Source organism: Mycolicibacterium palauense, from assembly GCF_002592005.1.
Classification (GTDB): domain Bacteria; phylum Actinomycetota; class Actinomycetes; order Mycobacteriales; family Mycobacteriaceae; genus Mycobacterium; species Mycobacterium palauense.
On sequence record NZ_NVQF01000019.1, the window covers coordinates 19,823 to 42,720 of the forward strand.

At 71.6% G+C, this 22,898-nt stretch carries 17 protein-coding genes; 7 read left to right on the plus strand and 10 right to left on the minus strand.

The genetic code is table 11. The annotated features are described in order from the left end of the window. Positions 1-71: 71 nt before the first annotated feature. Positions 72-563: a beta-class carbonic anhydrase gene (locus tag CSR00_RS10135; protein WP_099022274.1), complete on the minus strand. Its 492-nt coding sequence runs from the start codon at positions 561-563 to the stop codon at positions 72-74. A gap of 149 nt (positions 564-712) precedes the next feature. Here CSR00_RS10135 and CSR00_RS10140 point away from each other — a divergent pair, with 149 nt between their 5' ends. The 4 genes from CSR00_RS10140 to CSR00_RS10155 all read left to right on the plus strand — a co-directional run bounded on the left by CSR00_RS10140 (position 713) and on the right by CSR00_RS10155 (position 6,383). Continuing rightward, complete coding sequence (locus tag CSR00_RS10140; RefSeq protein ID WP_099022275.1) at positions 713-1,690, plus strand: oligopeptide ABC transporter permease OppB; 978 nt, start codon at positions 713-715, stop codon at positions 1,688-1,690. Next, on the plus strand, positions 1,687-2,616 hold the full coding sequence (locus tag CSR00_RS10145) for an oligopeptide ABC transporter permease OppC (protein ID WP_099022276.1): 930 nt from the start codon (positions 1,687-1,689) through the stop codon (positions 2,614-2,616). The genes CSR00_RS10140 and CSR00_RS10145 overlap by 4 nt, the downstream gene beginning before the upstream one ends. Beyond that, the gene (locus tag CSR00_RS10150; RefSeq protein ID WP_099022277.1) at positions 2,613-4,493 is read left to right on the plus strand and encodes an oligopeptide ABC transporter ATP-binding protein OppD; all 1,881 of its coding nucleotides are present in this window, start codon (positions 2,613-2,615) and stop codon (positions 4,491-4,493) included. The genes CSR00_RS10145 and CSR00_RS10150 overlap by 4 nt, the downstream gene beginning before the upstream one ends. Before the next feature lie 213 nt (positions 4,494-4,706). Beyond that, complete coding sequence (locus CSR00_RS10155) at positions 4,707-6,383, plus strand: oligopeptide ABC transporter substrate-binding protein OppA (protein ID WP_099022278.1); 1,677 nt, start codon at positions 4,707-4,709, stop codon at positions 6,381-6,383. On the opposite strand, the gene CSR00_RS10160 is transcribed toward CSR00_RS10155, so the two are convergent. Further along, positions 6,378-7,637, minus strand: coding sequence for an alpha/beta fold hydrolase (locus CSR00_RS10160; protein ID WP_099022321.1), 1,260 nt, complete (start codon positions 7,635-7,637; stop codon positions 6,378-6,380). The two genes, CSR00_RS10155 and CSR00_RS10160, sit on opposite strands and share 6 nt — an antisense overlap. A 60-nt stretch (positions 7,638-7,697) precedes the next feature. On the opposite strand from CSR00_RS10160, the gene CSR00_RS10165 reads away from it, so the two are divergent. Then, the gene (locus CSR00_RS10165; protein ID WP_281259697.1) at positions 7,698-8,297 is read left to right on the plus strand and encodes a TetR/AcrR family transcriptional regulator; all 600 of its coding nucleotides are present in this window, start codon (positions 7,698-7,700) and stop codon (positions 8,295-8,297) included. Here the strand turns inward: CSR00_RS10165 and CSR00_RS10170 are convergent. Genes CSR00_RS10170 through CSR00_RS10190 form a run of 5 tightly spaced genes read right to left on the minus strand, consistent with a single transcriptional unit; the run spans position 8,294 to position 15,474 of the window. Continuing rightward, positions 8,294-9,406 (minus strand): peptidase C39 family protein, encoded by a 1,113-nt coding sequence (locus CSR00_RS10170; RefSeq protein ID WP_099022279.1) that lies wholly within the window; start codon positions 9,404-9,406, stop codon positions 8,294-8,296. The genes CSR00_RS10165 and CSR00_RS10170 overlap by 4 nt on opposite strands. Then, positions 9,403-10,980, minus strand: a complete 1,578-nt coding sequence (locus tag CSR00_RS10175) for a dipeptide ABC transporter ATP-binding protein (protein ID WP_099022280.1) — start codon at positions 10,978-10,980, stop codon at positions 9,403-9,405. Before CSR00_RS10175 ends, CSR00_RS10170 begins: the two co-directional genes overlap by 4 nt. Next, a complete protein-coding gene (locus CSR00_RS10180; protein ID WP_099022281.1) occupies positions 10,977-11,840 on the minus strand; it encodes an ABC transporter permease in 864 nt (287 codons plus the stop codon). The genes CSR00_RS10175 and CSR00_RS10180 overlap by 4 nt, the downstream gene beginning before the upstream one ends. Beyond that, complete coding sequence (locus CSR00_RS10185; RefSeq protein WP_218014466.1) at positions 11,837-12,835, minus strand: ABC transporter permease; 999 nt, start codon at positions 12,833-12,835, stop codon at positions 11,837-11,839. The genes CSR00_RS10180 and CSR00_RS10185 overlap by 4 nt, the downstream gene beginning before the upstream one ends. After that, positions 12,799-15,474 (minus strand): ABC transporter substrate-binding protein, encoded by a 2,676-nt coding sequence (locus CSR00_RS10190; protein ID WP_099022282.1) that lies wholly within the window; start codon positions 15,472-15,474, stop codon positions 12,799-12,801. The genes CSR00_RS10185 and CSR00_RS10190 overlap by 37 nt, the downstream gene beginning before the upstream one ends. 99 nt (positions 15,475-15,573) lie before the next feature. Here CSR00_RS10190 and CSR00_RS10195 point away from each other — a divergent pair, with 99 nt between their 5' ends. Beyond that, a complete protein-coding gene (locus tag CSR00_RS10195; protein ID WP_099022283.1) occupies positions 15,574-16,773 on the plus strand; it encodes a M20 family metallopeptidase in 1,200 nt (399 codons plus the stop codon). 19 nt (positions 16,774-16,792) lie between these two features. Here CSR00_RS10195 and CSR00_RS10200 read toward each other — a convergent pair whose 3' ends face one another. From CSR00_RS10200 to CSR00_RS10210, 3 genes are read right to left on the minus strand one after another with little or no spacing between them, the layout of a single operon-like run. Further along, on the minus strand, positions 16,793-18,331 hold the full coding sequence (locus tag CSR00_RS10200; protein ID WP_099022284.1) for a GMC family oxidoreductase: 1,539 nt from the start codon (positions 18,329-18,331) through the stop codon (positions 16,793-16,795). Between the two features lie 44 nt (positions 18,332-18,375). Continuing rightward, positions 18,376-21,021, minus strand: a complete 2,646-nt coding sequence (locus CSR00_RS10205) for an ATP-binding protein (RefSeq protein WP_099022285.1) — start codon at positions 21,019-21,021, stop codon at positions 18,376-18,378. After that, positions 21,018-22,175, minus strand: coding sequence for a metallophosphoesterase family protein (locus CSR00_RS10210; protein WP_099022286.1), 1,158 nt, complete (start codon positions 22,173-22,175; stop codon positions 21,018-21,020). The genes CSR00_RS10205 and CSR00_RS10210 overlap by 4 nt, the downstream gene beginning before the upstream one ends. 182 nt (positions 22,176-22,357) lie before the next feature. Between CSR00_RS10210 and CSR00_RS10215 the strand changes: the two genes are divergently transcribed. Beyond that, positions 22,358-22,885, plus strand: coding sequence for a SixA phosphatase family protein (locus CSR00_RS10215; RefSeq protein WP_099022287.1), 528 nt, complete (start codon positions 22,358-22,360; stop codon positions 22,883-22,885). The last annotated feature ends 13 nt before the right edge of the window (positions 22,886-22,898 follow it).

Here is a 22,898-nt window from a genome sequence, read left to right on the forward strand (position 1 = left end):
CGCGGCAACGACAGCCTGGACGGGACGACCGCGCCCCCGAAAGGCCGCCGGCCGGCGGTCCGGGCCCCCGCTCAGAGCGTGACCTCGGTGAGCCGGCCGGTCGCGACGTCGAAGACGAACCCCCGCAACGATTCGTGCAGGGTGACGAACGGGCTGGCCCGGATGCGCCGCATCGACTGGCGCACGTCCTCCTCGACGTCGGAGAACGACTCCGGGGCCCACTCGGGCCGCAGCCCGGTCTCCTCCTCGATCGCGCGCTTGAAGTCGTCGTCGGTGAACGTCAGCATCCCGCAGTCGGTGTGGTGGATCAGGATGATCTCGCGGGTGCCCAGCAGGCGCTGGCTGATCGCCAGGGACCGGATCTCGTCGGCGGTGACCACTCCACCGGCGTTGCGGATCACGTGCGCCTCGCCCTCGGCGAGGCCCAACGCCCGGTAGACGTCGAGCCGGGCGTCCATGCAGGCCACCACCGCCACGTGCTTGCTCGGCGGCATCGGCAGCGGGCCGGAGAAGTCGCGGGCGTATTCGGCGTTGTTGGCCAGGTAGTCATCGGTGACGGTCATGGTGGGCTCCTGTACTTCTGCTGACGGTGACAGACATGAGAATCGCAGCCGGTGGCCGTTGATTCCCGCAGGGCGCGCGGACGCCGTTGGGTGCCGACCCCGCCCACATCTCCTACCCTCTAGCCCATGGATGACCGCGGACCGCGCCGTTGACGCGATTCCTGGCCCGGCGGCTGCTCAACTACATCGTGCTGCTCGCGCTGGCCTCGTTCCTGACGTTCGGGCTGACCTCGTTGGCGTTCTCTCCCCTGGACAGCCTGCTGCAACGCAATCCGCGGCCCCCGCAGGCCGTCATCGACGCCAAGGCCGCCGAACTCGATCTCGACAAGCCGATCCCGCTGCGCTACGTCCACTGGGTCTCCGGCGCGGTGCGCGGCGACTTCGGCACGACGGTCACCGGGCAACCGGTGTCCGACGAGCTGTGGCGCCGCGTCGGCGTCAGCCTGCGACTGCTGGTGATCGGATCGGTGTTCGGGACGGTGATCGGCGTCGTGGTGGGCGCCTGGAGCGCCATCCGCCAGTACCGGCTCTCCGACCGCGTCATCACGGCGCTGTCGCTGCTGATCATCAGCGCCCCCACCTTCATCATCGCCAATCTGCTGATCCTGGCGGCGCTGCGGGTCAACACCGTGCTCGGTGTGCAGCTGTTCGAATACACCGGTGAGACCTCGCCGACCGCGGTGGGCGGATGGTGGAACCAGTTCGTGGACCGGGTCCAGCACCTGGTGCTGCCGACGGCCACCCTGGCGCTCAGCGCCATCGCCGGGTACAGCCGCTACCAGCGCAACGCCATGCTCGATGTGCTCAGTCAGGACTTCATCCGCACCGCCCGCGCCAAGGGCCTGACCCGGCGCGCGGCGCTGTTCAAACACGGCCTGCGCACCGCCCTGATCCCGATGGCCACCCTGTTCGCCTACGGGGTGGGCACGCTGGTGACCGGCGCGGTGTTCGTCGAGAAGATCTTCGGCTGGCACGGCATGGGCGAGTGGGCGGTGCAGGGCATCGCCACCCAGGACACCAACATCACCGTGGCCATCACGGTGTTCTCCGGGGTGGCCATCCTGTTCGCCGGCCTGCTCTCCGACGTCATCTACGCGTTGCTGGACCCCCGGGTGCGGGTCGCATGAGCGGGACCACCGGGACCACCAGGCGCGGCGGGACCGGTCAGTTCACCTCCCGCCGCACGCTGGTGCTGCGGCGCTTCCTGCGCAACAGGGCGGCCGTCGTCTCGCTGGCCGTGCTCGTGGTGTTGTTCGTCGGGTGTTTCGCGCTGCCGCCGCTGCTGCCGTGGTCCTACCTCGACCTGGACTATTTCGCGTTGCAGCAGCCGCCCAGCCCGCAGCACTGGTTCGGCACCAACGCGCTGGGTCAGGATCTGCTGGCGATGACCCTGCGGGGCATGCAGAAATCACTGCTGATCGGCGTCTGCGTGGCGCTGATCTCCACGGTGATCGCCGCCACCGTGGGCGCCGTGGCCGGGTACTTCGGCGGCTGGCGGGACCGGGCGCTGATGTGGGTGGTGGATCTGCTGCTGGTGGTGCCCAGCTTCATCCTGATCGCGATCGTCACCCCGCGGGTCAAACAGACCGGCAGCGTGGTGATGCTCATCGTGCTGCTGTCGGTGTTCAGCTGGATGATCAGCTCCCGGATGGTGCGCGGCCTGACGATGAGCCTGCGCGAACGCGAATTCGTCCAGGCCGCCCGCTACATGGGGGTGCCCAGCCGGCAGATCATCGTCCGCCACATCGTGCCCAACGTGGCCTCGATCCTGATCATCGACACCGCACTCAACGTGGGCCTGGCGATCCTGGCCGAGACCGGGCTGAGCTATCTGGGCTTCGGTGTCCAGCCCCCGGACGTGTCGCTGGGCACCCTGATCGCCGACGGCACCAAGTCGGTCACCACGTTCCCGTGGGTGTTCCTGTTCCCCGCCGGGGTGCTGGTGACCATCGTGCTGTGCGCGAACCTGATCGGCGACGGACTGCGCGACGCGTTCGATCCCGGGTCGGGCAACCTGCGGCGGCGGCGCGCGAAGAACGGAAACCGCCGGTGAGCACGACCCCGCTGCTGGAGGTCAGGGACCTCGCCGTGGCCTTCCCCACCGACGACGGGGAGGTGCGTGCCGTGCGGGGCCTGGACCTGACCGTGCAGTCCCGCGAGGTGCTCGCCGTCGTCGGCGAATCCGGCTCGGGCAAATCGGCCACCGCCATGGGCATCATCGGCCTGCTGCCCGAGTACGCCGAGGTCTCGGGCTCGGTGCGGCTGCACGGTCAGGAACTGCTGGGCCGCGGCGATCGGGAACTGTCACGGATCCGCGGCAAACGGATCGGCACCGTCTTCCAGGACCCCATGTCGGCGTTGACCCCGGTCTACACCGTGGGCGACCAGATCGCCGAGGCGATCAGGATCCACCAACCCGGCACCGGGCGGGCCGCGGCGGCACGGCGCGCCGTCGAGCTGCTGGAACTGGTCGGGATCAACCAGCCGGACCGGCGCGCCGGGGCCTTTCCCCACGAGCTCTCCGGCGGCGAGCGCCAGCGGGTGGTCATCGCCATCGCCATCGCCAACGACCCGGACCTGCTGATCTGCGACGAACCGACCACCGCGCTCGACGTCACCGTGCAGGCGCAGATCCTCGACGTACTCAAGACGGCCCGCGACGTCACCGGGGCGGGCGTGCTCATCATTACCCACGACCTCGGCGTCGTCGCGCAGTTCGCCGACCGGGCGGTGGTCATGTACGCCGGCCGGGCGGTCGAGGCCGCCACCGTGCCGACGCTCTACCGCGACCGGCGAATGCCCTACACCGCCGGCCTGCTGGGCTCGGTGCCCCGCCTCGACGCGGTGCAGGGCAGCAGGCTGGTACCGATCCCCGGTGCCCCGCCCTCGCTGGCCGACCTGCCCCCGGGATGTCCGTTCGCCCCCCGCTGCCCGCTGGCGATCGACGACTGCCGCACCGCCGAGCCCGCCCTGCGACCCGTGGGTGCAGCCCTGGACAGCGATGGCACCGGTGGGGCCGATCACCGGGCGGCCTGCATCCGCACCGACGAGGTGGCCGGGCGCGGTGCCGCCGACATCTACGGCGTCTCCACCGCCGCGCCGACGGCTCCGGCCGCGGGTCCCGGAGAGGTTGTGGTCTCGGTGCGCGACCTGGTCAGGTCGTTCCGGTTAACCAAGGGTGTGCTGTTCCGCCGCGCGGTCGGCGAGGTCCGCGCCGTCGACGGGATCAGCTTCGAGCTGCGCCGCGGTCAGACCCTCGCGATCGTCGGTGAGTCCGGGTCGGGGAAATCCACCACCCTGCACGAGGTGCTGGAACTGGCCGCGCCGCAGTCGGGTTCGATCGAAGTGCTCGGTGCCGACGTCGCCACCCTGAACCGCGCGCGCCGGCGCGAGCTGCGCCGCAACCTGCAGGTGGTGTTCCAGGACCCGGTGGCCTCCCTGGATCCCCGGCTCCCGGTCTTCGACGTGCTCGCCGAGCCGCTGCAGGCCAACGGGTTCGACGGGGAGCAGACCCGGGAGCGGGTGGCCGAGCTGTTGGATCTGGTGGGCCTGGAGCACGGCACCGCGGCACGCTTCCCCGCCGAGTTCTCCGGCGGTCAGAAGCAACGGATCGGCATCGCGCGGGCGTTGGCCCTGCAGCCCGACATCATCGCCCTCGACGAACCGGTCTCCGCGCTGGACGTGTCGATCCAGGCGGGGATCCTGAACCTGCTGCTGGACCTGCAGGACCGGTTCGGCCTGTCCTACCTGTTCGTGTCCCACGACCTGTCGGTGGTCAAGCACCTGGCCCACCGGGTGGCGGTGATGTTCAAGGGCACCATCGTCGAGGAGGGCGACGCTGCGGAGGTGTTCGCCCGGCCCCGCCACGAGTACACCCGGAAACTGCTGGCCGCGGTCCCGAGGCCGGACCCGGCACGGCCCTCCCGCTGACGCACCGATCCCCTGACACGCGGATCCCCCTGGCCGCACCGAGCGTGCGTCCAGGACGCCGCCGCGCGCGGTGAGACGTCCTGGGCGCACACTCGATGCGCAGAGGCCGGCTCGTCCCTCGCTGCGCATCGTCGCGCCGGTCGGCACACTGCGCCACTCCTCCTCACAGCTCGTCCCTCGCTGCGCATCGTCGCGCCGCTAGCATCGGAGCCCATGACGCTCTGGCACCGACGCGGGTTCGCCGCGATCCTGGTCCTTGGACTCGCCCTGGCCGGCTGTTCCGGCGGCAACAACGAGGTGCCGTCGGCCGGCGGAAACGCCGAGGTCGGCGTCTCCAGCGACATGAATCCGCAGGACCGCTCCGCGCTGCGGGAGGGCGGCGATCTGCGGCTGGCGTTGACGTCGTTCCCGTCGAACTTCAACACGCTGCACATCGACGGCAACCAGGCCGACAGCGCCAACATGCTCAAGGCCACGATGCCGCGCGCATTCCGGATCGGCCCCGACGGTGCGGCCACGGTGAACACCGACTACTTCACCAGCGTCGAGCTGACCAGCACCGATCCCCAGGTCGTCACCTACACCATCAACCCCGAGGCGGTGTGGACCGACGGGACGCCCATCACCTGGGAGGACATCGCCGCCCAGATCAACGCCACCAGCGGCAAGAACCCCGAATTCGCGATCGCCAGCCCCAGCGGCAGCGACCGGGTGGCCTCGGTGACCCGCGGGGTCGACGACCGCCAGGCCGTGATGACCTTCGCCAAGCCCTATTCGGAGTGGAAGGGCATGTTCGCCGGCAACGGGATGCTGCTGCCCAAGAGCATGACCGAGAACCCGGAGGTGTTCAACAAGGGCCAGCTCGACGGTCCGGGACCGTCGGCGGGGCCGTTCATGGTGTCCGGAATCGACCGGACCGCACAGCGGATCACCTTGACGCGCAACCCGAAATGGTGGGGCACCCCGCCGCTGCTGGACTCCATCACCTATCTGGTCCTCGACGACGCCGCCCGGCTGCCGGCACTGCAGAACAAGACCATCGACGCCACCGGTCTGACGTCGCTGGACGAGCTGACCATCGCGCGCAACACGCCGGACGTCGACATCCGCCGCGCACCCGGCCTGAGTTGGTACCACCTGACCTTCAACGGTGCGCCCGGCTCCATCCTGTCGGACCCGGCGCTGCGGCAGGCGATCGCCAAGGGCATCGACCGCCAGACCGTCGCCGACGTCTCCCAGCGCGGCCTCGTCGACGAGCCCAAGCCGCTCAACAACCACATCTTCGTGGCCGGCCAGCAGGGCTATCGGGACAACAGCGAGGTGGTGGCCTTCGACCCCGAGCAGGCCAAGCAGGAGCTCGATGCCCTGGGCTGGCGGATGAACGGCGAGTTCCGCGAGAAGGACGGCCGCCAGCTGGTGATCCGCGACGTCTTCTACGACGCGCAGAGCACCCGGCAGGTCGCCCAGGTGGTGCAGAACAGCCTGGCGCAGATCGGGGTGAAGCTCGACCTGGACGCCAAGGGCGGCAGCGGCTTCTTCAGCAACTACATCAACGTCGGCGACTTCGACCTCGCGCAGTTCAGCTGGGTCGGCGATGCGTTCCCCCTGTCCGGGCTGAACCAGATCTACGCCTCCGGCGGCGAGAGCAACTTCGGCAAGATCGGCTCGCCGGAGATCGACGCCAAGATCGAGGAGACCCTCGACGAACTCGACGCCGCCGAGGCGCGCGACCTGGCCAACGAGGTCGACAAGCTGCTCTGGGCGGAGGGCTTCAGCCTGCCGCTGTTCCAGTCCGCCGGCAACGTGGCGGTGCGCGCCGGTCTGGCCAACTTCGGCGCCCCGGGCCTCGGGGACACCGACTACACCGCGATCGGCTTCATGAAGTCATGACGGGCGGGGCCGGGGACGGCTCCGTGGCAGGGGCAGGGCCCCCTCCACGGCCGCGGCCACGGACATCGCGGCCACCAGCAGTCGCAGAATGCGGTTGCCCGGCACGGCATCCAGTTCGCCGCCGCGCCCGGCCAACGCGGCCGTCTCGCCCCGCACGACGGCGCTGATGATCGTCAGCGCCGCACGCTCGCGGGTGTCGAGCACGCTGTGCGCGGCCGTGGGCAACCGGACCAGCACCGCCCCCGGAATCAGCTCGGCGACCCGTTCGGCGACCCGCGGCGGCGTCACCAGGTCGCGGCCACCGGAGAGCACCACGGTCGGCCAGTCGAAGCGGGGCATCTCCGCGACCAGGTCGTAGGGCTCGGACTCGAAAGCCGGTGTCGGGCCGGGTAACCGACGGGCCAGCTCCAGCATCACCACGGCGGGATCCAGCGGCAGACCGTCGGGCTCGCCGATGTAGTCCAGTTCCCGGAAGGCGATGCGCCCCACGAGATCCATCTCGTGGCGGTAGGGCGCATGGCGCATCGACAGTCCGCCGAACCGGGTGACGGCCCGCCACACCAGCGAACGGCCCGCCAGCAGCAGGTCGAGCTGGCGGCGCAGCAGCTCGACTCCGCCGAGCCCGTAGACGATGGAGGCGACCTCTCCCGCGGCGGGGGTCATCACGCCGCGTTCCACGAGAGTGCGCACCTTCGGGGCCAGCACCTCGGCGCCCGGCCCGGCGCCGTCGAGCAACAGCGCCCGGGTGGCCCGGCGCACCGCCTCGTTGTCGTGGGCGGAGAGCACCGGCGAATCGAGGATCAGCGCGCCGACCCTGTCCGGGTGACGCACCCCGACACCGGCGGCGACGTAGCTGCCGTAGGAGGTGCCGTCGATGACGGCCTTGTCGACGCCCGCGTCATCGAGAACGGCGGCGACGTCGTCGACCACCTGGTCGACGCTGATCGCCTCCGGGGGCAGATCGGCGCCGGCGTCGTCGCGCCGCGACATCCCCACGCCCCGATGCTCCACCATGATGACGTCCAGCCCCAGCGCCGCGGCGTGCCGGCGCAGTCCCCGGTAGAACGCCACCGAGGCCACCCCCGGGCCCCCGGGGATCACGACGACCGGGCACGGACCCGGTGGGCCCGTGCGGACGTAGAACAGGTCGAAGTGCGCGTCGGCGCCCGGCGTCACCGGCCGGCGCACCCGGCGCACCCCGGGCAGCGCGGCGAGCCTGTCGTGGACCCTCCGACGCCTGGCGTTCGGCATCATCGCGTCCATTCTGCCCCGGCGCGCCGGCCGCCGCGGTAGCCATTCGACTAGTGTGGCGGGGTGAGTTCCGTCGAGCAGGGCGGTGAGGTCGGGTCGGCCCGCCACAGCGCGGCACGCACCCGGGTGCTCGACGCCGCGCTGGAGCTCTTCGCCGAGCACGGCGTGAGCGCAACGTCGCTGCAGATGATCGCCAACTCCGTGGGCATCACCAAAGCGGCCGTCTACCACCAGTTCCGGACCAAGGACCAGATCGTCATCGCGGTCACCGAACGTGAGCTCGGACGACTCGTCCCCGCCCTGGATGAGGCCGAGGCGCACACCGACGGACACCGGGGTCGCGACGCGCTGCTGGTGCGGGTCATCGACATGGCCGTCAGCGACCGGCGTCTGGTCCGGACCCTGCAGTTCGATCCCGTGGTGATCCGCCTGCTCGCCGAGCACGTCCCGTTCCAGCAGTTCATGGCGCGGCTCTACGGGGTGCTGCTCGGCGGCCAGGACGAGGACGCCCGCATCCAGGGCGCGATGCTCTCCGGCGCGATCAGCAGCGCGGTGATGAACCCGCTGGTCGCCGACATCGACGATGCGACGCTGCGGGAGAAGCTCACCGAGATGACCCGCCGCCTGCTCGACGCGGGCACGCGGCCCGTCGCCCGCGGCTAGCGCCGGGCCAGAAAGACCACCCCGCGGTGGCTCTCGCTGCCCCACAGCAACATCCGGTCCAGGTCGGCCAGCCTGATGGGAAGATCGTGGCCGTCGACCCACGTTTCTCCGCCGGGCCCGTCGATCCACGGGTCCTGCACGATCACCAACGACCGACCGTCGGAGGCGTGGGCGACGATCCAGTGCGGTTCGTCGTGGCCGTGCATCGGTGCCTGGGTGATGAGCAGAAGCGCGATGTCGGCGCCCGCGGTCCGCCGCGCGATCTCGCCGACATCGACGCGATCGCCGCGGACCGCGATCCGAAGATCGGCGGCGTGCTGACGGGAATCGTCCTGCAGCTCCGCACGGAACTCACGGTCGAATCCCTCGAATTCGTCGAGAAGTACCGGGGTGTCGGGATGCAGAGCCACCTCCACCCGCCGTTCGTCGGCCAGGTGGCCGCGCACGGCGACCGCCAGCCCGACGGGCTCGCAGGCCGGGAAATTGCTTGCCCGCCGCCAGAAGTCGATCTCAAGGCGACGATCACCGTGGTCTCCGGTGAAACCGGGCTGGCCCGCGAGTTCGGTGGCGAGCAGGGCCGCCACCGCGCCGCAGGTGAACTCGGTGCTCTGCGCGTAGTACCTGGGTTCGTCGTGGCCGATCGGCACGAGCCACAGCGCGAAGCCGCGAACCGCGTCGCCACAACCCCGTTGTCCGTTCGGCTGCATCGGCACGAACCCGCGCGACCGGGCCGCCGCCGGCAGGTCCGCGCCGTCATGCAGTTCCCACTTGACGACGACGGCCTGCTGCCGCCGGGCCGCCGCGACGACCCTGTCGAGCATCCCCGCGACGCCGTCGGCGGATCGGGCGGGCTCGGCCTCGCGCCACCACAGGTCGACGATCTTCAGCGCCGCGGTCGCGGGACGACTGCTCAGCAGGGCGGCGACGGTGATGCCGTCCTCGTCGGCCGACAGCAGCACCCGCGGACGGTAGTGCTCACGCCGAATCCGCCAGCGCGCAGCCATCTCCGGCCCCAGGAGGTCTGCCAGACCGCCCGCGAGCAGGTCGGCGATGGCGTCGGCGCCCTCGACCACGGACTGGTCCAGCACGGTCATGTCATCCCTCTTCATCGATGGGCGTCCCGGACGGCCGTCTCGGCCCCGGCCGTGACCAGGTTCTCGCGCTCGGCCGCGGCGACGAGCATCCGGGTGTACTCATGGCTCGGGGCGGTCAGAACCCGCTCGCAACGGCCCTGTTCGACCACCCGGCCGTCGCACAGCACGACGACGTCGTCGGCGATCATCCGCACCACCGCGAGGTCGTGGGAGATGAACAACAGGGCCAGGCCGAGCTCACTGCGTAGCCGCTGGAGCAGGTCGAGGATCTGCGCCTGCACCGAAACGTCGAGCGCGGAAACGGACTCGTCGCAGATCAGCAACCGCGGGCGCGGCGCGAGCGCGCGGGCGATGGCGATGCGCTGCCGCTGTCCGCCGGACAGCTCGGCCGGCCGGCGGCGCATGAACTCCGCCGGGAGTCCGACGGTGCCGAGCAGGTCCGGGACCTGATCGGCCGGGCGGCCGGCGACCCGCAGCGCTTCGCGCAGGATGGCGCCCACCGACATCATCGGGTTCAGCGACGAGTAGGGATCCTGGAACACGATCTGCATCTGATCCGGTGTCCGCGACCCGCGTCCCGGCGCCAGGGCCACCCCGTCGAACTCGACCGCGCCGGAGTCCTGGCGCTCCAGGCCCGCGACGCAGCGGGCCAGTGTCGATTTCCCCGAGCCCGACTCGCCGACCACACCGAGGATTCGGCCGGCGGCCAGGTCGGTGGACACCTCATCGAGGACCCGCCGCCGCCCGAACCGCTTGCCGAGCCCGGACACCCGGAGCAGGGGCACGCCCGGTTCGTGCCGCGGGGAGGCGCACGCGGGCGTCTTCGAATTGGGATCGGCGTCGATGAGCGCCCGGGTGTAGGGGTGCTGCGGTGCGCCCAGAACCGTTCGGGTGGCGCCCCGTTCGACCACGGCGCCGTTGCGCATCACCAGCACCTCGTCGGTCCGGCCGCGAATGAGCCCCAGATCGTGGGAGATGAGGATCACCGAGAGCCGGCGCGACAGCTGGATCGACCGGATGAGGTCGAGGATGTCGGCCTGGTTGCTCGCGTCGAGCGCGGTGGTGGGTTCGTCGGCGATCAACAGCTGGGGTGCGGCGGCCAGGGCGGCCGCGATCGCGACGCGCTGCCGCATGCCCCCGGAGAGCTGGTGCGGGTAGGAACGGGCCACCTCGGGCGGCAGTTTCACCTCGGCCAGCAGTGCGGCGACCTCGGCGTCGCGGCGGCGAGGGCTCGAGCGGCCCGAGGAGCGCCGCAGGGTCCAGGCGATCTGGTCGCCGCACCGGTGCACCGGTGAGAGGCTGGTGAACGGATCCTGCAGCAGCAGTGCGACGGTCGCGCCGCGCACCGCCCGCCAGGTGCGTGCCGAACCGTCCAGGGCGACGGCCCTGTCGCCGAACCGTACGGTCCCCTCGGCGCGGAACCCGCGGGGAAGCAGCCCGACAAGGCTCTTGGCCGTCAAGGTCTTGCCGGATCCCGACTCCCCGATGATGGCCAGTGTGCTGCCCGGCGGGATGTGCGCGTCCAGCGGTTCGACCACGGTGCCGGCGGGACCGAGGACCGTCAGGTTCTCGATGCGGATGTCGGTCATGCCCGGCTTCCGTTCTGCGCCAGTCGCTGTCCCAGCCAGTCACCGACGAGGTTGACCGCGCACGCGACGAGGATGATCAGGGCAGCCGGCGCCACGACCGCCGCGGGGTTGTCGAAGACGATCTGGCGGTTGGTGGCCAACTGCGCACCCCAATCGGCGGTGTCGGGCGAGACGCCCACTCCGAGAAAGGACAGCGACGAGAACGCGACGAGCGCGAAGGCCACGTTCAGCATCACGTTGGTGACCACGAGCGTCGACACGTTCGGCAGGATGTGGACGAACATCACCCGCCGGCGCGGCAGGCACAGCATCTGCGCCGCTTCGATGTAGGGGCGTGCGGACTGCTCCAGCACACCCGCGCGCACGATCCGGATGTCGGACGGGGAGAACAGGATCGTCAGCAGCACGACGGTCACCCAGTATCCGCCACCGAGAACGCCGCCGACGACGATCGCGGCCAGCAGCAGCGGCAGCGCCAGCAACAGGTCGGTCCACCGGCTGACCAGGAAATCGATCGGTCCGCGCTGGTAGCCGGCCAGCGTGCCCAGCAGGATCCCGATCAGCATCGACCCGACGGCCACGCACAGCGGCCCCAGCAGGGCCGATCCCGTGCCGGCGACGGTCATGGCCAGCACGTCGCGTCCCAGTTCGTCGGTACCCAGCGGGTGACCCGGCGAGTTCGGCCCGAGCAGGCCGGTCAGGATGTCCTGACGCATCGCATCGGGGTACAGGAGACGGCCGAACACCGCCGCCAGGCCGACCGCGGCGAGAAAGACCAGGCAGACGATCACCGAGACCGGCGGGCGGCGGCGCCGGGCACGCGGTGCTGAGCCGAGGGCGACCTCGGTGACGTCACTCACCGCGCGCCCCGCGCCGTGTGACGCACCCGCGGGTCCAGCAGCAGGTAGGCCGAGTCGGCGAGCAGCGAGATGACCATGATCGCGCAGGCCACCAGCAGCGTCAGAGACTGCACGACGGCGATGTCCTTGAACAGCACCGAATCCTGCAGCAGGGTGCCCAGGCCCGGGAGCGCGAAGGTGGTCTCGGCCAGCACGGTCCCCCCGACCAGGAAGGTCAGCAGCAGCCCGGCCCCGGTGGTGATGGGGATGGCGGCGTTGCGCAGCGCGATGCGCAGGACGGTGGCCTCCGACAACCCCCGCGCCCTGGCCGCCGTCACGTAGTCGGCCTCCAGCTCGCGCAGCACCGCGGTGCGGGTCAGTTTCACCACGATCGCCCCGAGCCCCAAGGCGAGCGAGATCGCGGGCAGCGCCAGATGCCGTACGGTGTCGAGTCCACCGTCGCCGACGCCGTAGACCGGCAGCACCGGGACGACGTAGGCGAACACGATCAGCAGCAGCAGACCGATGGCGAACGTCGGCGCGCTCAGCCCGACCACCGCCACACCGCTTGCGCTGCGGTCGATCCAACCGCCGGCCCGCACGGCGCTGAGCACGCCCAGCGGCACCGCCACGGCGATCGACAGCAGGAACGCCAGCGCGCACAGCAGGGCGGTCAGACCGAGCCGCTGCGAGATCGCCTGAGTCACCGGAACCTGCAGGCGCACCGACTCTCCGAGATCACCGCGCAGGAACCCGCCGAGCCACCGCAGGTACTGCCGCACCGCGGATTCGTCGAGGTGGTAGTGCGCGCGGATGGCGGCGACCGCCTCCGGGGAGGACGGCCGGTTGCCCAGCAGGTTCTTCACGATGTCCCCGGGCGCCAGGTACAGCAGCGCGAAGATCAGCACCGACAGCACCAGCAACACCGCGAGCGCGCCGAGGGCGCGCACGGCCAGCAGCCGCACCACCGGCCACGGCGTCACTGCGGTTGCGCCCGGTAGAGCTGGGTCGGCCACGACGAGACGAAGGTATAGGGGCTGTTGCTGCGGATGCCCAGGTTGTCCGCGAACGCCGTCGCCGACTGTCCCCACCACAGCGGGACGTTGATGGCGTCGCGCGCCTGCAGCGTCTCCGCCTGGAGCAGCAGGTCGATGCGCGCCGTGGGATCGGATTCCGCGTTGGCCCGGTCCAGCAGGTCGGTGATCGCCGGATTGGCGTAGCCGGAGGGGTTTCCCGCGCCCAGCAGATAGTTCGGCAACTCGGCGGGGTCACCCGAGGTGGAGAAGTACCACATCAACCCGACGCCGTGATCCGAGCTGGCGTCGAGGCTGGCCAGCCACTCCTCGATCGGCACCTCGCGCACGTTGAGCGTGATGCCGAGATCGCCGAGCTGTTGGGCCAGCGCCTGCGCGGCCTTGCCGAGCTGGGGGCCGGTGTTGGGGGTGAGGATCTCGGTCTCGAACCCGTTGGGGTGGCTGGAGGCCGCCAGTGCCGCCCTGGCGGCCTTGGTGTCGAAGTCCCACTGCGGGACGGTGGCGAGCTCTTCGCGGGCCTGGTCTGCGGGCAACGTGCTGACCAGCGACTCCGGTGTCATGATGGCCGTCGCCACCTCGCCGTGGCCACGCAACAGTTTGTCCACGAAGGCACTGCGGTCCAGCGCGTGGGCGAACGTCTCACGAACCTTGGGATCGTCGAACGGTGCGATGTTGGGGTTGAAATACAGCCCCACATAGGACAGGTCGCTGACGTAGTCGACCCGCATCGTCTTCAGCTTCTCCCACTGGGTGGCCTGCGCGAGCGGCACGTTGAACGCCATGTCCAGGTCGCCGGACTGCGCGGCGACCAGCCGTGTCGATTCATCCGGGATGAAGTTGACCCGGATGTTCTGCACCGCCGGTGCCGGGCCCCGCCAGGTGTCGGCCCGCTCGAAGCTCACATGCGAATCGGGGACGAATTCGGTGACCTTGTAGGGGCCGGTGCCCAGCAGCAGCGCGCTCGGGGTGCCCACCTTGCCCTGGTTCTTCTCCCAGAACGCCTTCGAGGTGATGAACGCTGTTCCCGCGGTGCTCATGTTCTTGGTGAACGCGGCGTCCGGCTTGGCCAGCCGGATGGTGACTTCCTCGTCGCCGGTCTGTTCGATGGTGTCGACGCCGGCCAGCAGACCGGTGAAGCCGGGTGAGGCGGTCTCGTCGCGCGCCTGCTCCAGGCTGAACACGACGTCCTCCGGCGTCAGCGGCGTGCCGTCCTGGAACTTCACGTCATTGCGCAGCTCGAACACGTAGGTGGTGTCGTCGGGCTGTTCCCACTTCTCGGCGAGGCCGGGCTGCACGCGGCCGGTGTCGTCGAGGGAGACCAGCCCCTCCTGCGCGATCGAGGCCACGTAGTAGTTGAGGATCCCGGATTCCTGGCCGACGTAGAGGTTGGACAGCGAGCCCGGCAGGGCCACGGTGATGGTGGGGATCTGTTCGCCGGTGTCGGCGCCCACCGACTTCGGGGTGTCCGGACTCGAACACGCGGACAACACCAGTGCGCCGGCGACGGCGGCCGCGGCGGCGCGACCCGCGCGGCCGGAGGTCAGTGATGGCATGGGGGCACTCTCTTCATCTGGTTGGGCAGCGTCTGGTTGGGGGAATCGGGGTGGAGCCGAGATCGGGAACCGTGCGCGGTGGCTGTCGCTTCGACGCCGCGCGGTGAGCAGTTCGTCGAGTTCGACGGGCGCCGGCCGGTGCGACACCAGTCCCCGCAGGGCGATGCCGATGGTGGGGCTGGCCGCGGCGTCGGCCAGGGTGACCGCGCTGGCTCGCCGGGTCATGGGTGGTTCGAGCGCCAGGGTGCGCACGCCGGCGGGCAGATCGACACCGTGCAGGGAGCTCTCGGCAACGAACGCCGTGCCGCGCGCGCAGGCGGCCAGCGCCAGCGCGGCGTCGGTGCGCGTGACGGTGGAGTCACGGTCGCCGACGGGTCGGGTGACCGCGGCGGCCACCGCGTCGCTGCAGGTCCCGGTCCCGACGATCCAGGGCTGGTCGGTCAGCGCGCCGGGGCTGACCCGGTCGCCGTCGGCGTCGACCTCCGCGGTGGTGACGGCCACGATCTCCTCGGCGAACAGGAACGTCGACCGCGTGCCCGCGGGCCGGTGGAAGCGGCGGTGCCCGCCCGGGTCGATGACGTCGAAGACGATCGCGAGGTCGGCGCGACCGCCCTGCACCGCGGCCACCGCCCGCTCGGAGTCGAGGGCCTCGGTGACCGTGACCTCCAGGCTGGGGAAATGGGTGTCCAGCCAGAACGACACCGGCGCCAGGATCACGCCGATCGCCTCGGGCGGGCCCACCAGGCGCACGGTGCCGGCGCGGCGCCCGAGCAGCCGGGAGAGCTCGGTCGCGGCGGCGGTCAGGCTGGCGTCGATGCGCGGGGCGTGTTCGGCCAGCAGCGCCCCGGCCGGGGTCAGGCGGGCCGAGCGCGCCGCCCGAACGACCAGGGCGGTGCCCAGGCGCGATTCCAGGCGCTGCACATGCTGGGTGATGGTCGGCTGTGAGTAGCCGAGCGTGCGGGCCGCGCCGCTGATCGAACCCGCCCGGTCGATGGCGACCAGGATCCGCAGCGAGTGCAGATCGAGGGCGCGGGTGAGCGCCTCGATCTCGGTCTGCACATCGTCCATGGTCGGAAGTCTGACACATCTATAGTCAAGTGCAATCGTTATACGTAAAAGCATTGTTAACAGCGATATGCCCTGCCGGGACGCTGCCATACTCACCACATGAGCCACCGCGATCCGCTGACCACCGTCGACGCGGAGGTGCAGCGCCGTCGCCGCGATCTCCTCGAGTTGTCGCACTCGCTTCACGCCGAACCCGAACTCGCCTTCGACGAGCACCGCAGCTGCGCCAAGACGCAGGCGTTGGCGGCCGAGCAGGGGTTCGAGATCACGCCGGCGCCGGGCGGGGTCCCGACCGCGTTCCGCGCCGTCTACGGCAGCGGCTCGCTGGTGCTCGGCGTCTGCGCGGAGTACGACGCACTGCCCGAGATCGGGCACGCCTGTGGGCACAACATCATCGCCGCGGCCGGGGTGGGCGCCGCCCTGGCCCTGGCCGAGGTCGCCGACACCCTCGACCTGACCGTCGTCCTGCTCGGCACGCCGGCGGAGGAGGCCGGCGGGGGCAAGGTGCTGCTGCTGGAGGCCGGGGCATTCGACGACATTGCCGCCGCCGCGATGATCCATCCGGGGCCGCGCGACATCGCCTGCCCCCGCTCCCTGGCGCTGTCCGATGTCGCGGTCGACTTCACCGGCCGGGAGGCCCACGCGGCGGTGGCCCCCTACGCCGGGCGCAATGCCGCCGACGCGGCCACGGTCGCCCAGGTCGCGATCGGACTGTTGCGTCAGCACCTGGCCCCGGGCCAGATGGTGCACGGCATCGTCACCGAGGGCGGTCAGGCCCCGAATGTGATCCCCGCCCACGCGGCGATGCGCTACATCATGCGCGCCGACACCACGCCGTCGCTCGACGAGCTGCGCGACAGGGTGACCGATTGTCTGCGGGCCGGTGCGCTGGCCGCCGGCTGCGAGTTCTCGACCCTCGACACCGAACCGCGCTATCTGGAGCTGACACCCGATGCGTGGCTGTCCGGCATCGTCGCCGACGAGATGCTGCGGCAGGGCCGGGTCCCGGTCAGTCCGCAGGTCGCGGCGAGCTCCCCGTTCGGGTCGACCGACATGGGCAATGTCAGCCAGGCGATGCCGGCCATCCACCCGATCGTGGGCATCGACGCCCACGGCGCCTCGATCCACCAGACCGCCTTCGCCCGCGCCGCCGCCGGGCCCAGCGGCGACGCCGCCGTGCTCGACGGCGCGGTGATGCTGGCGCGCACGCTGGTCAGGCTCGCGCAGTCGGGGGCCGAGCGGGACCGCCTCGGCGATCTGCGGGCGGCCCGCCCGGCCGGGGCACGTCCGTCGCGATGACGCCGGCCGGGGCCGGCCGTCAGGACCGGATCAGCTCGGCGGCCCGCTCCCCGATGACCACGCTCGGTGCGTGGGTGTGGCCACGGATGATGGTCGGCATCACCGAGGCGTCGGCGACCCGCAGACCCTCTATGCCGCGCACGCGCAGCTCAGGATCCACGACGCTGTGCTCGTCGGTGCCCATCCGGCAGGTGCCCACCGGGTGATAGAGCGTGTGCGAGCACTCCTGCAGCGCGCGCTGCAGCGCGGCGTCGTCGAGGGTGTCGGTGTCGCGCGGGCGGGCGATCCCGGTGATGAGCCGCTTCATGGCCGCGGTCTCGGCGATGCGGGCACACGCCTGCAGGCCGGCCATCATCGCGGCGCGGTCCCGGCCCTCGGGGTCGCTGAGGTAGCGCGGGTCGATGACGGGCTTGGCGAGCGGGTCGGCCGAGCGTAACCCGACCCGGCCGCGGCTGTGCGGCTTGACCAGGATGGGACCGAACACCACCGCGTGGGCGGTCGGGGTGCCCAGGCCCTCGTCGAAGAACGGCGCCGGGGCGAAGATGAGCTCCAGGTCGGGCAGCTCCAGGTCGGGGCGGCTGCGGATGAAGCCGTAGGCCTCACCGATGTTCGAGGTGAGCATGCCGCGGCGGCGCAACAGGTAGGCCGCCAGCTGCCGCGGCCTCTCGGCGTCGAACAGTGAGTCGCCGGCGACCTCGAAGCCGAGCGGGACGACCAGGTGGTCCTGCAGGTTGCGACCGACCTCGGGGGTGTGGCGCACCACCGGCACACCGTGGTCGTCGAGGTGGTCGCGGTCCCCGATGCCGGAGAGCAGCAACAGTTTCGGTGTGTTGACGGCCCCGGCCGAGAGGATGACCTCGCGGCGGGCCCGCACCACGCGGCGCCGGCCGCGCTGGTCGATCTCCACCCCGACCGCGCGCCCGTCGTCCACCAGCACCCGGGTGGCCGCCGCCCCGGTGAGCACGGTGAGGTTGTCCCGCTGCAACGCGGGCCGCAGGTAGCCGTCGGCACTGCTCCACCGGGCACCGCGCCGTTGGCACACCGCGGTCTGGGCGAAGCCGCCGGGAGTGTCCCGGTTCGGCAGTTCGACGGGGTATCCCGCCTGTTGAACGGCGGTGAGCCACTGGGTGGTCGAACGCCGCGGGCTGCGCTGCGCCTCGATGTGCAGCGCTCCCCCCTCGATCCGGTCGAAAAGCTTCGCGACCGCGGCGAAGGACCATGCGTCCCCGGCGTGTGCGGCCCACTCGTCGTAGTCGGCGGCGAACCCACGCACCCACATCATGGCGTTCATCGAGGAGCTTCCGCCGAGCATCTTGCCGCGGGGCCAGTAGAAACGCCGGTCGCCGACCTGCGGCTGCGCCTCGGTCAGGTAGTCCCAGTCCAGCGGGGACCGGAACAGTTTGGCGAACGCCGCCGGGATGCGCACGAACCGGTCCGCGTCGGCCGGCCCGGCCTCCAGCGCCACCACCGACACGGCGGGGTCCGCGCTGAGGCGGTGGGCCAGCACCGCCCCCGCCGAGCCGGTGCCGACGATGACGTAGTCGGCGATCTGATCCATGTGCGGCCTCCGGGCTCTGCGCTCGACTTCGATGCGCTCTGGTTCTATGCGCTCTGCTTCGAAGCGCTCACTTCGATGTGGTGGGCCCCCTCAACGCCACGGTAACGGTCCGGCAGGCAGGTCAACACGATGACCTGGCCGTGCGCACCCGCGACGTCGAGCACCCGGCCCATTTTGGTCAACCGATCGGCATCGGTGAACCCCAGGGCGTCGTCGATCATCACCGGCACCGCGTCCTGTTTGTCGACCAGCGCCGCAACCGCCAGGCGCGCGATCACCCCGAGCTGTTCGCGCGCACCACCGGACAGCGAGTCGAACGGGACCGTCCGGCCGTCGAGGGTTCGGCTGCAGATCCGCAGATCACTGTCGACGTCGACCTCGAAGGTGGGACCGAACACGGTGCACCCGAGTCGCTGGATCTCGGTGCGGAACGGTTCGACGTAGCGCAGCCGGGCGGTGTCGCGGTGGCGGCTCATCACCGACCGCAACAGCTGCACCGCCTGCGCGCGGTGCCGGACACGGGCGTGCGCGGTAGCCGCGTGCTCCAGCGCGATCAGCGCGGCGTCCAGCTTCCCGGTGCGCCCCTCGGCGCCGAACACCGCCAGTTCGACCCCGAGGTCGTGCAGCTCGGCGGCCGACGACTCGTACCGGCAGTTCAGTTCCTCGTCGTCGGCCCGGGCCGTGGCCAGCTCCGCCTGCACCTCCCCCGGACCCGCGGCGGCCAGCCGCTGGGACAGCGCCGTCACCAGCTCGCCGGCCCGCTCGGCCGCACCGGCGGCGGCCAGCGAGCGTTCGGTCAGCTGCTCGTCGGTCACCCGGTCGCGCTCGCCGGCCAGGCGGGTGCACACCACCTCGAGCTCCGCTGCCGCCGACGCGACACGGTCCCTGGAAACCGTTGCGCGGGTGGACCGCTCGGAGAGCTGGGCGATCGCGGCGTCGAGCACCTTGCGCCGAGTGGCGCACTCGGCACCGGTCCGCCGCAGCAGCTCCCGGGCGTCCTGCAGCTCCGCGCGCGCGGAGGCCAGATCGGTGACGGCACCGGCCGGGGCGGCCTCCCCGGCCTCGCGTGCCCGCAGTTCGGCCAGGCGGTCGCGCAGGGCGTCGACGTCGTCGTCGCCGCGCAGCCCCGCCGCGGTGGCGGCCAGGCGGTCCCGGGCGGCGAGCAGGTCGCGGCGCCGGCGATCCAGCTCGCGGGCCCCGGCGACGTCGGGCACCCCGACCGCGGCCAGCAGATCATCCAGCTTCCGTTGTGCGGCAACCGCTTTAGCGTGCATGTCCGCGGCCGTGGCACCGGGTTCGACCTTCGTGGTCAGCACTGCGGGCAGCCGGATCACCGTCGCGTCGGCCACGGTGGCCGACCAGGACTGACCGGCCGTCAGGGTGACCGTCCGGTCCCCGACGGTGAATTCCAGATCCTGCTCGGCGGTGAAGGTCAGCGACGCCGACACCTGCTCGGCCCGTGCCCGGGCCACCTCGGCCGCCGTCGCCGCGTTCTCGATGTCGCCGATCGCCGTGTCCGTGAGAGTGATGGCCACCAGCCGGTCGGCAACCCGGTCGATCTCGTGCCCGGTCTCCTCGATGCGCTCGAGCCGGGCCGTCAGGCGCTCGCGCTCGGCGCGGGCGGCCAGCCCGTCGACCTGCCGCGCGGCGGTCTCGGCGCGGCGCTCGGCCCGCTGCTGCGCCTCGGCCGCGGCGGCCACCGCCTCCTCGGCGGCCACCACCACCTGTTTCCCGGTGGCCTCGGCCTCCGCCGCTTCGACCGCCGCGACCTCGGCGCCGGCCAGTGCGGCCCGACGGGACTCGACCTCCGCGCACAGCCTGAGCCGGTCCTGGTGGGCGTCGGCCGCGGCGGTCGCGGCGGCCTCCGCGGCGGTGTGCGCGGCACGGGCCGCCTCGACCTCCCCCGCCAGCGCGTCGACGGCCTCCGCCGCGAGCTCGGCGGCCTCCCGGCGGGAGCGAACGGTGCTCCGGCGCTGATCGAGACCGCCGAGTTCGGCGCTCAGGGCGGCGTGCCGGTCCGCCCGCTCCTCGACCTCGGCCACGGCCGCCCGGCATCGCTGCACGTCGGCCTCGGCGGCCCGCAGCGCGCCGTTGGCCGCGGCCCACTCACCGGTGGGCCGGCCCGTGGCGGTGAAGTACCGCGCGTACTCCGCGTCGATGCGCTCGATGAGCAGCGGTTCGGCACCCGACGGCGTGGACTCGGTCTCGCCCGCGGCGACATCCAGTGCGCGTGCCAGCGCATCGCATCCGGACAGGTCGACGGCCGTGGTGGCGGCCGACTGCAGCACCCGCTGCGCCTGCCACAGGCCGGTGTCGACGGTCTCGGCGAACATCGTCAGCACCCGCTCGTGCGCCTCGTCACCGGTGAGCTGGGCGCGCCGCGGAGCCAGGACGGTCAGTTCGGTCTCGCACTTCTTGTGGAAGCGTTTGCGATAGACGAATCGATACGGGCCGGTGCTCATCTCCGCGCACACCTCGGCGCCGACGTCGGCGTGGGTGGGCTTGACCGCCTTGACGTCCTTCCTGGTGGAGCGGTCCTTGGAGTGCAGCAGCAGATCCAGCGCCTCGATCATCGAGGACTTGCCCGCCTCGTTGGCCCCCGACACCACGGTCACGCCCTGTTCGGGGAACTCGATGTCGCGGTGGTCGATTCCGCGGTAGTTGGTCAGTGTCAGCCGGTGCAGTCTCATGCGGCACCGCTTCTCGGGCCGGCCAACCGCAGCAGCAACGCCAGCGCCGCCTGGGCGTCCTGGGCTCCGGCGTCGTCCTCCGAGCGCGCCGAGGCCATCAGCTCGTCGACCGCCGAGGCCGCGAACCCGCCGATGCCCAGGTCGGCGAACTCACCGTCGGCGGGCACCACCGCCAGGTCGCAGTGGCGCTCCCAGAGACCCACCCAGGCGAACAGGCGGGAGTACTTGTCCAGGCAGGCGTCCAGGGCCGCCCGGTCCGTGACCGTCAGCGTGCCGGTCAGCATCAACCGCACCACCGTGCGGTCCTTGTCGGCCAGCAGGTCGAGGTTCATGTCCAGATCGGCGATGTCGCGGCTGCTGTCCACGTCGAACCGCAGGGTCAGGAAGCGCCACCGACCGACGCGGTGGGGGGTCACCGACACCGGCCGCCCGGGGTCGGTCTCGTCGACGTCGACCACCAGCACGTGGCCGGGATCGGCCTCGATGTCGTCGTAGTTGGTCACCTCGGGCGAACCCGAGTACCAGATCCGGCCGGTGTCACCGACCTCGGTGCGGGAGTGCTTGTCCCCCAGCGCCACGTAGTGCACGACGCCGTCGCGCAGGGCGTCGGCGAGCCCGCCCAGCCGGATCAGCGACGGCCGGGTGGGATCCGGGTCGAGGACGTCGACCCCGCCGTGGGCGACCAGGATGCGGGTGGCGCCGCCGGCGGGCAGCCCCGCCAGCGCCTCGGCGGCCAGGTCGGTGGTCGGGCGTTTGGAGCGCCACGGGGCGGCCACGATCTCGACGCCCGGGCGCACCTCGTGCACCCCGGCGCGGTCGAGCACCGTCACGTTGTCCGGGCGTTCGGTGGTGAACAGGGCACTGGTGTAGACCGAGCAGGCGTCGAGGGGATCGTGGTTGCCCGGCAGCAGGAACACCGGGACGCCCACGCCGCGCATGGCCTCCAGGGACTGGCTGACGACGCGCGGGTCGAGCTGGTTGTCCTCGAAGACATCGCCGGCCACCACCACGAACTCGGCACCGGTGTCGGCGGCCAGCCGGCCCAGGCCCGCCACCGCGTCCCGCCGGGCCGCCGAGTAGCGCGGCTGGGCCTCACCCTCCAGGAAGTGCCGGGTCATCCCGAGCTGCCAATCGGCGGTGTGCACGAATCGCATTACGGTGCCGCCCCTTCCCGTGCTGTGTCCATCGAGGCCCCATCTGGTGTGCCCCGTACCGGCATCGCGAGTTTAGGACCGGGCCCCGACAGATCAGGGCAACCGCGGCGCGCGTCGGCCCCCGGGCCCGGAATACGCGCGGGGGGCTGCGCACCACCACGCCGGCTCGTACGGTGGGGCGCGTGAGTGAGGAACCACGGACGCTGATCCTGCTCCGGCACGCGAAGTCGGACTATCCCGACGGGGTGGCCGACCACGACCGGCCGCTGGCGGCACGCGGCCGGCGCGAGGCCGGGCTGGCCGGCGACTGGCTGCGCGCGGAGGCACCCCTCGGCCGTCCGGTCCAGGCGGTGCTGTGCTCGACGGCCACCCGGACCCGCGAGACCCTGGACCGCACCGGCGTCGAGGCGCCGGTGCGGTTCGTGGAGCGCCTCTACGGCGCCACCCCGGGCGGGCTCATCGAGGTGATCAACTCCGCGGCCGGCGACTTCGACTTCGATGTGCGCACGCTGCTGGTCATCGGGCATGAGCCCGCGATCTCGCAGGTCGCGCTCGGGCTCGCCGGGGCGCCCGGCAGCAACGAGACCGCCGCCGAGCGCATCTCGACGAAGTACCCCACCTCGGCGATGGCGGTGTTGCGGGTGCCGGGCCCGTGGGGCGACCTGGGGCTCGGCGGCGCCGTGCTGGAGACGTTCTTCGTTCCGCGCTAGGTGGCCGCGACGG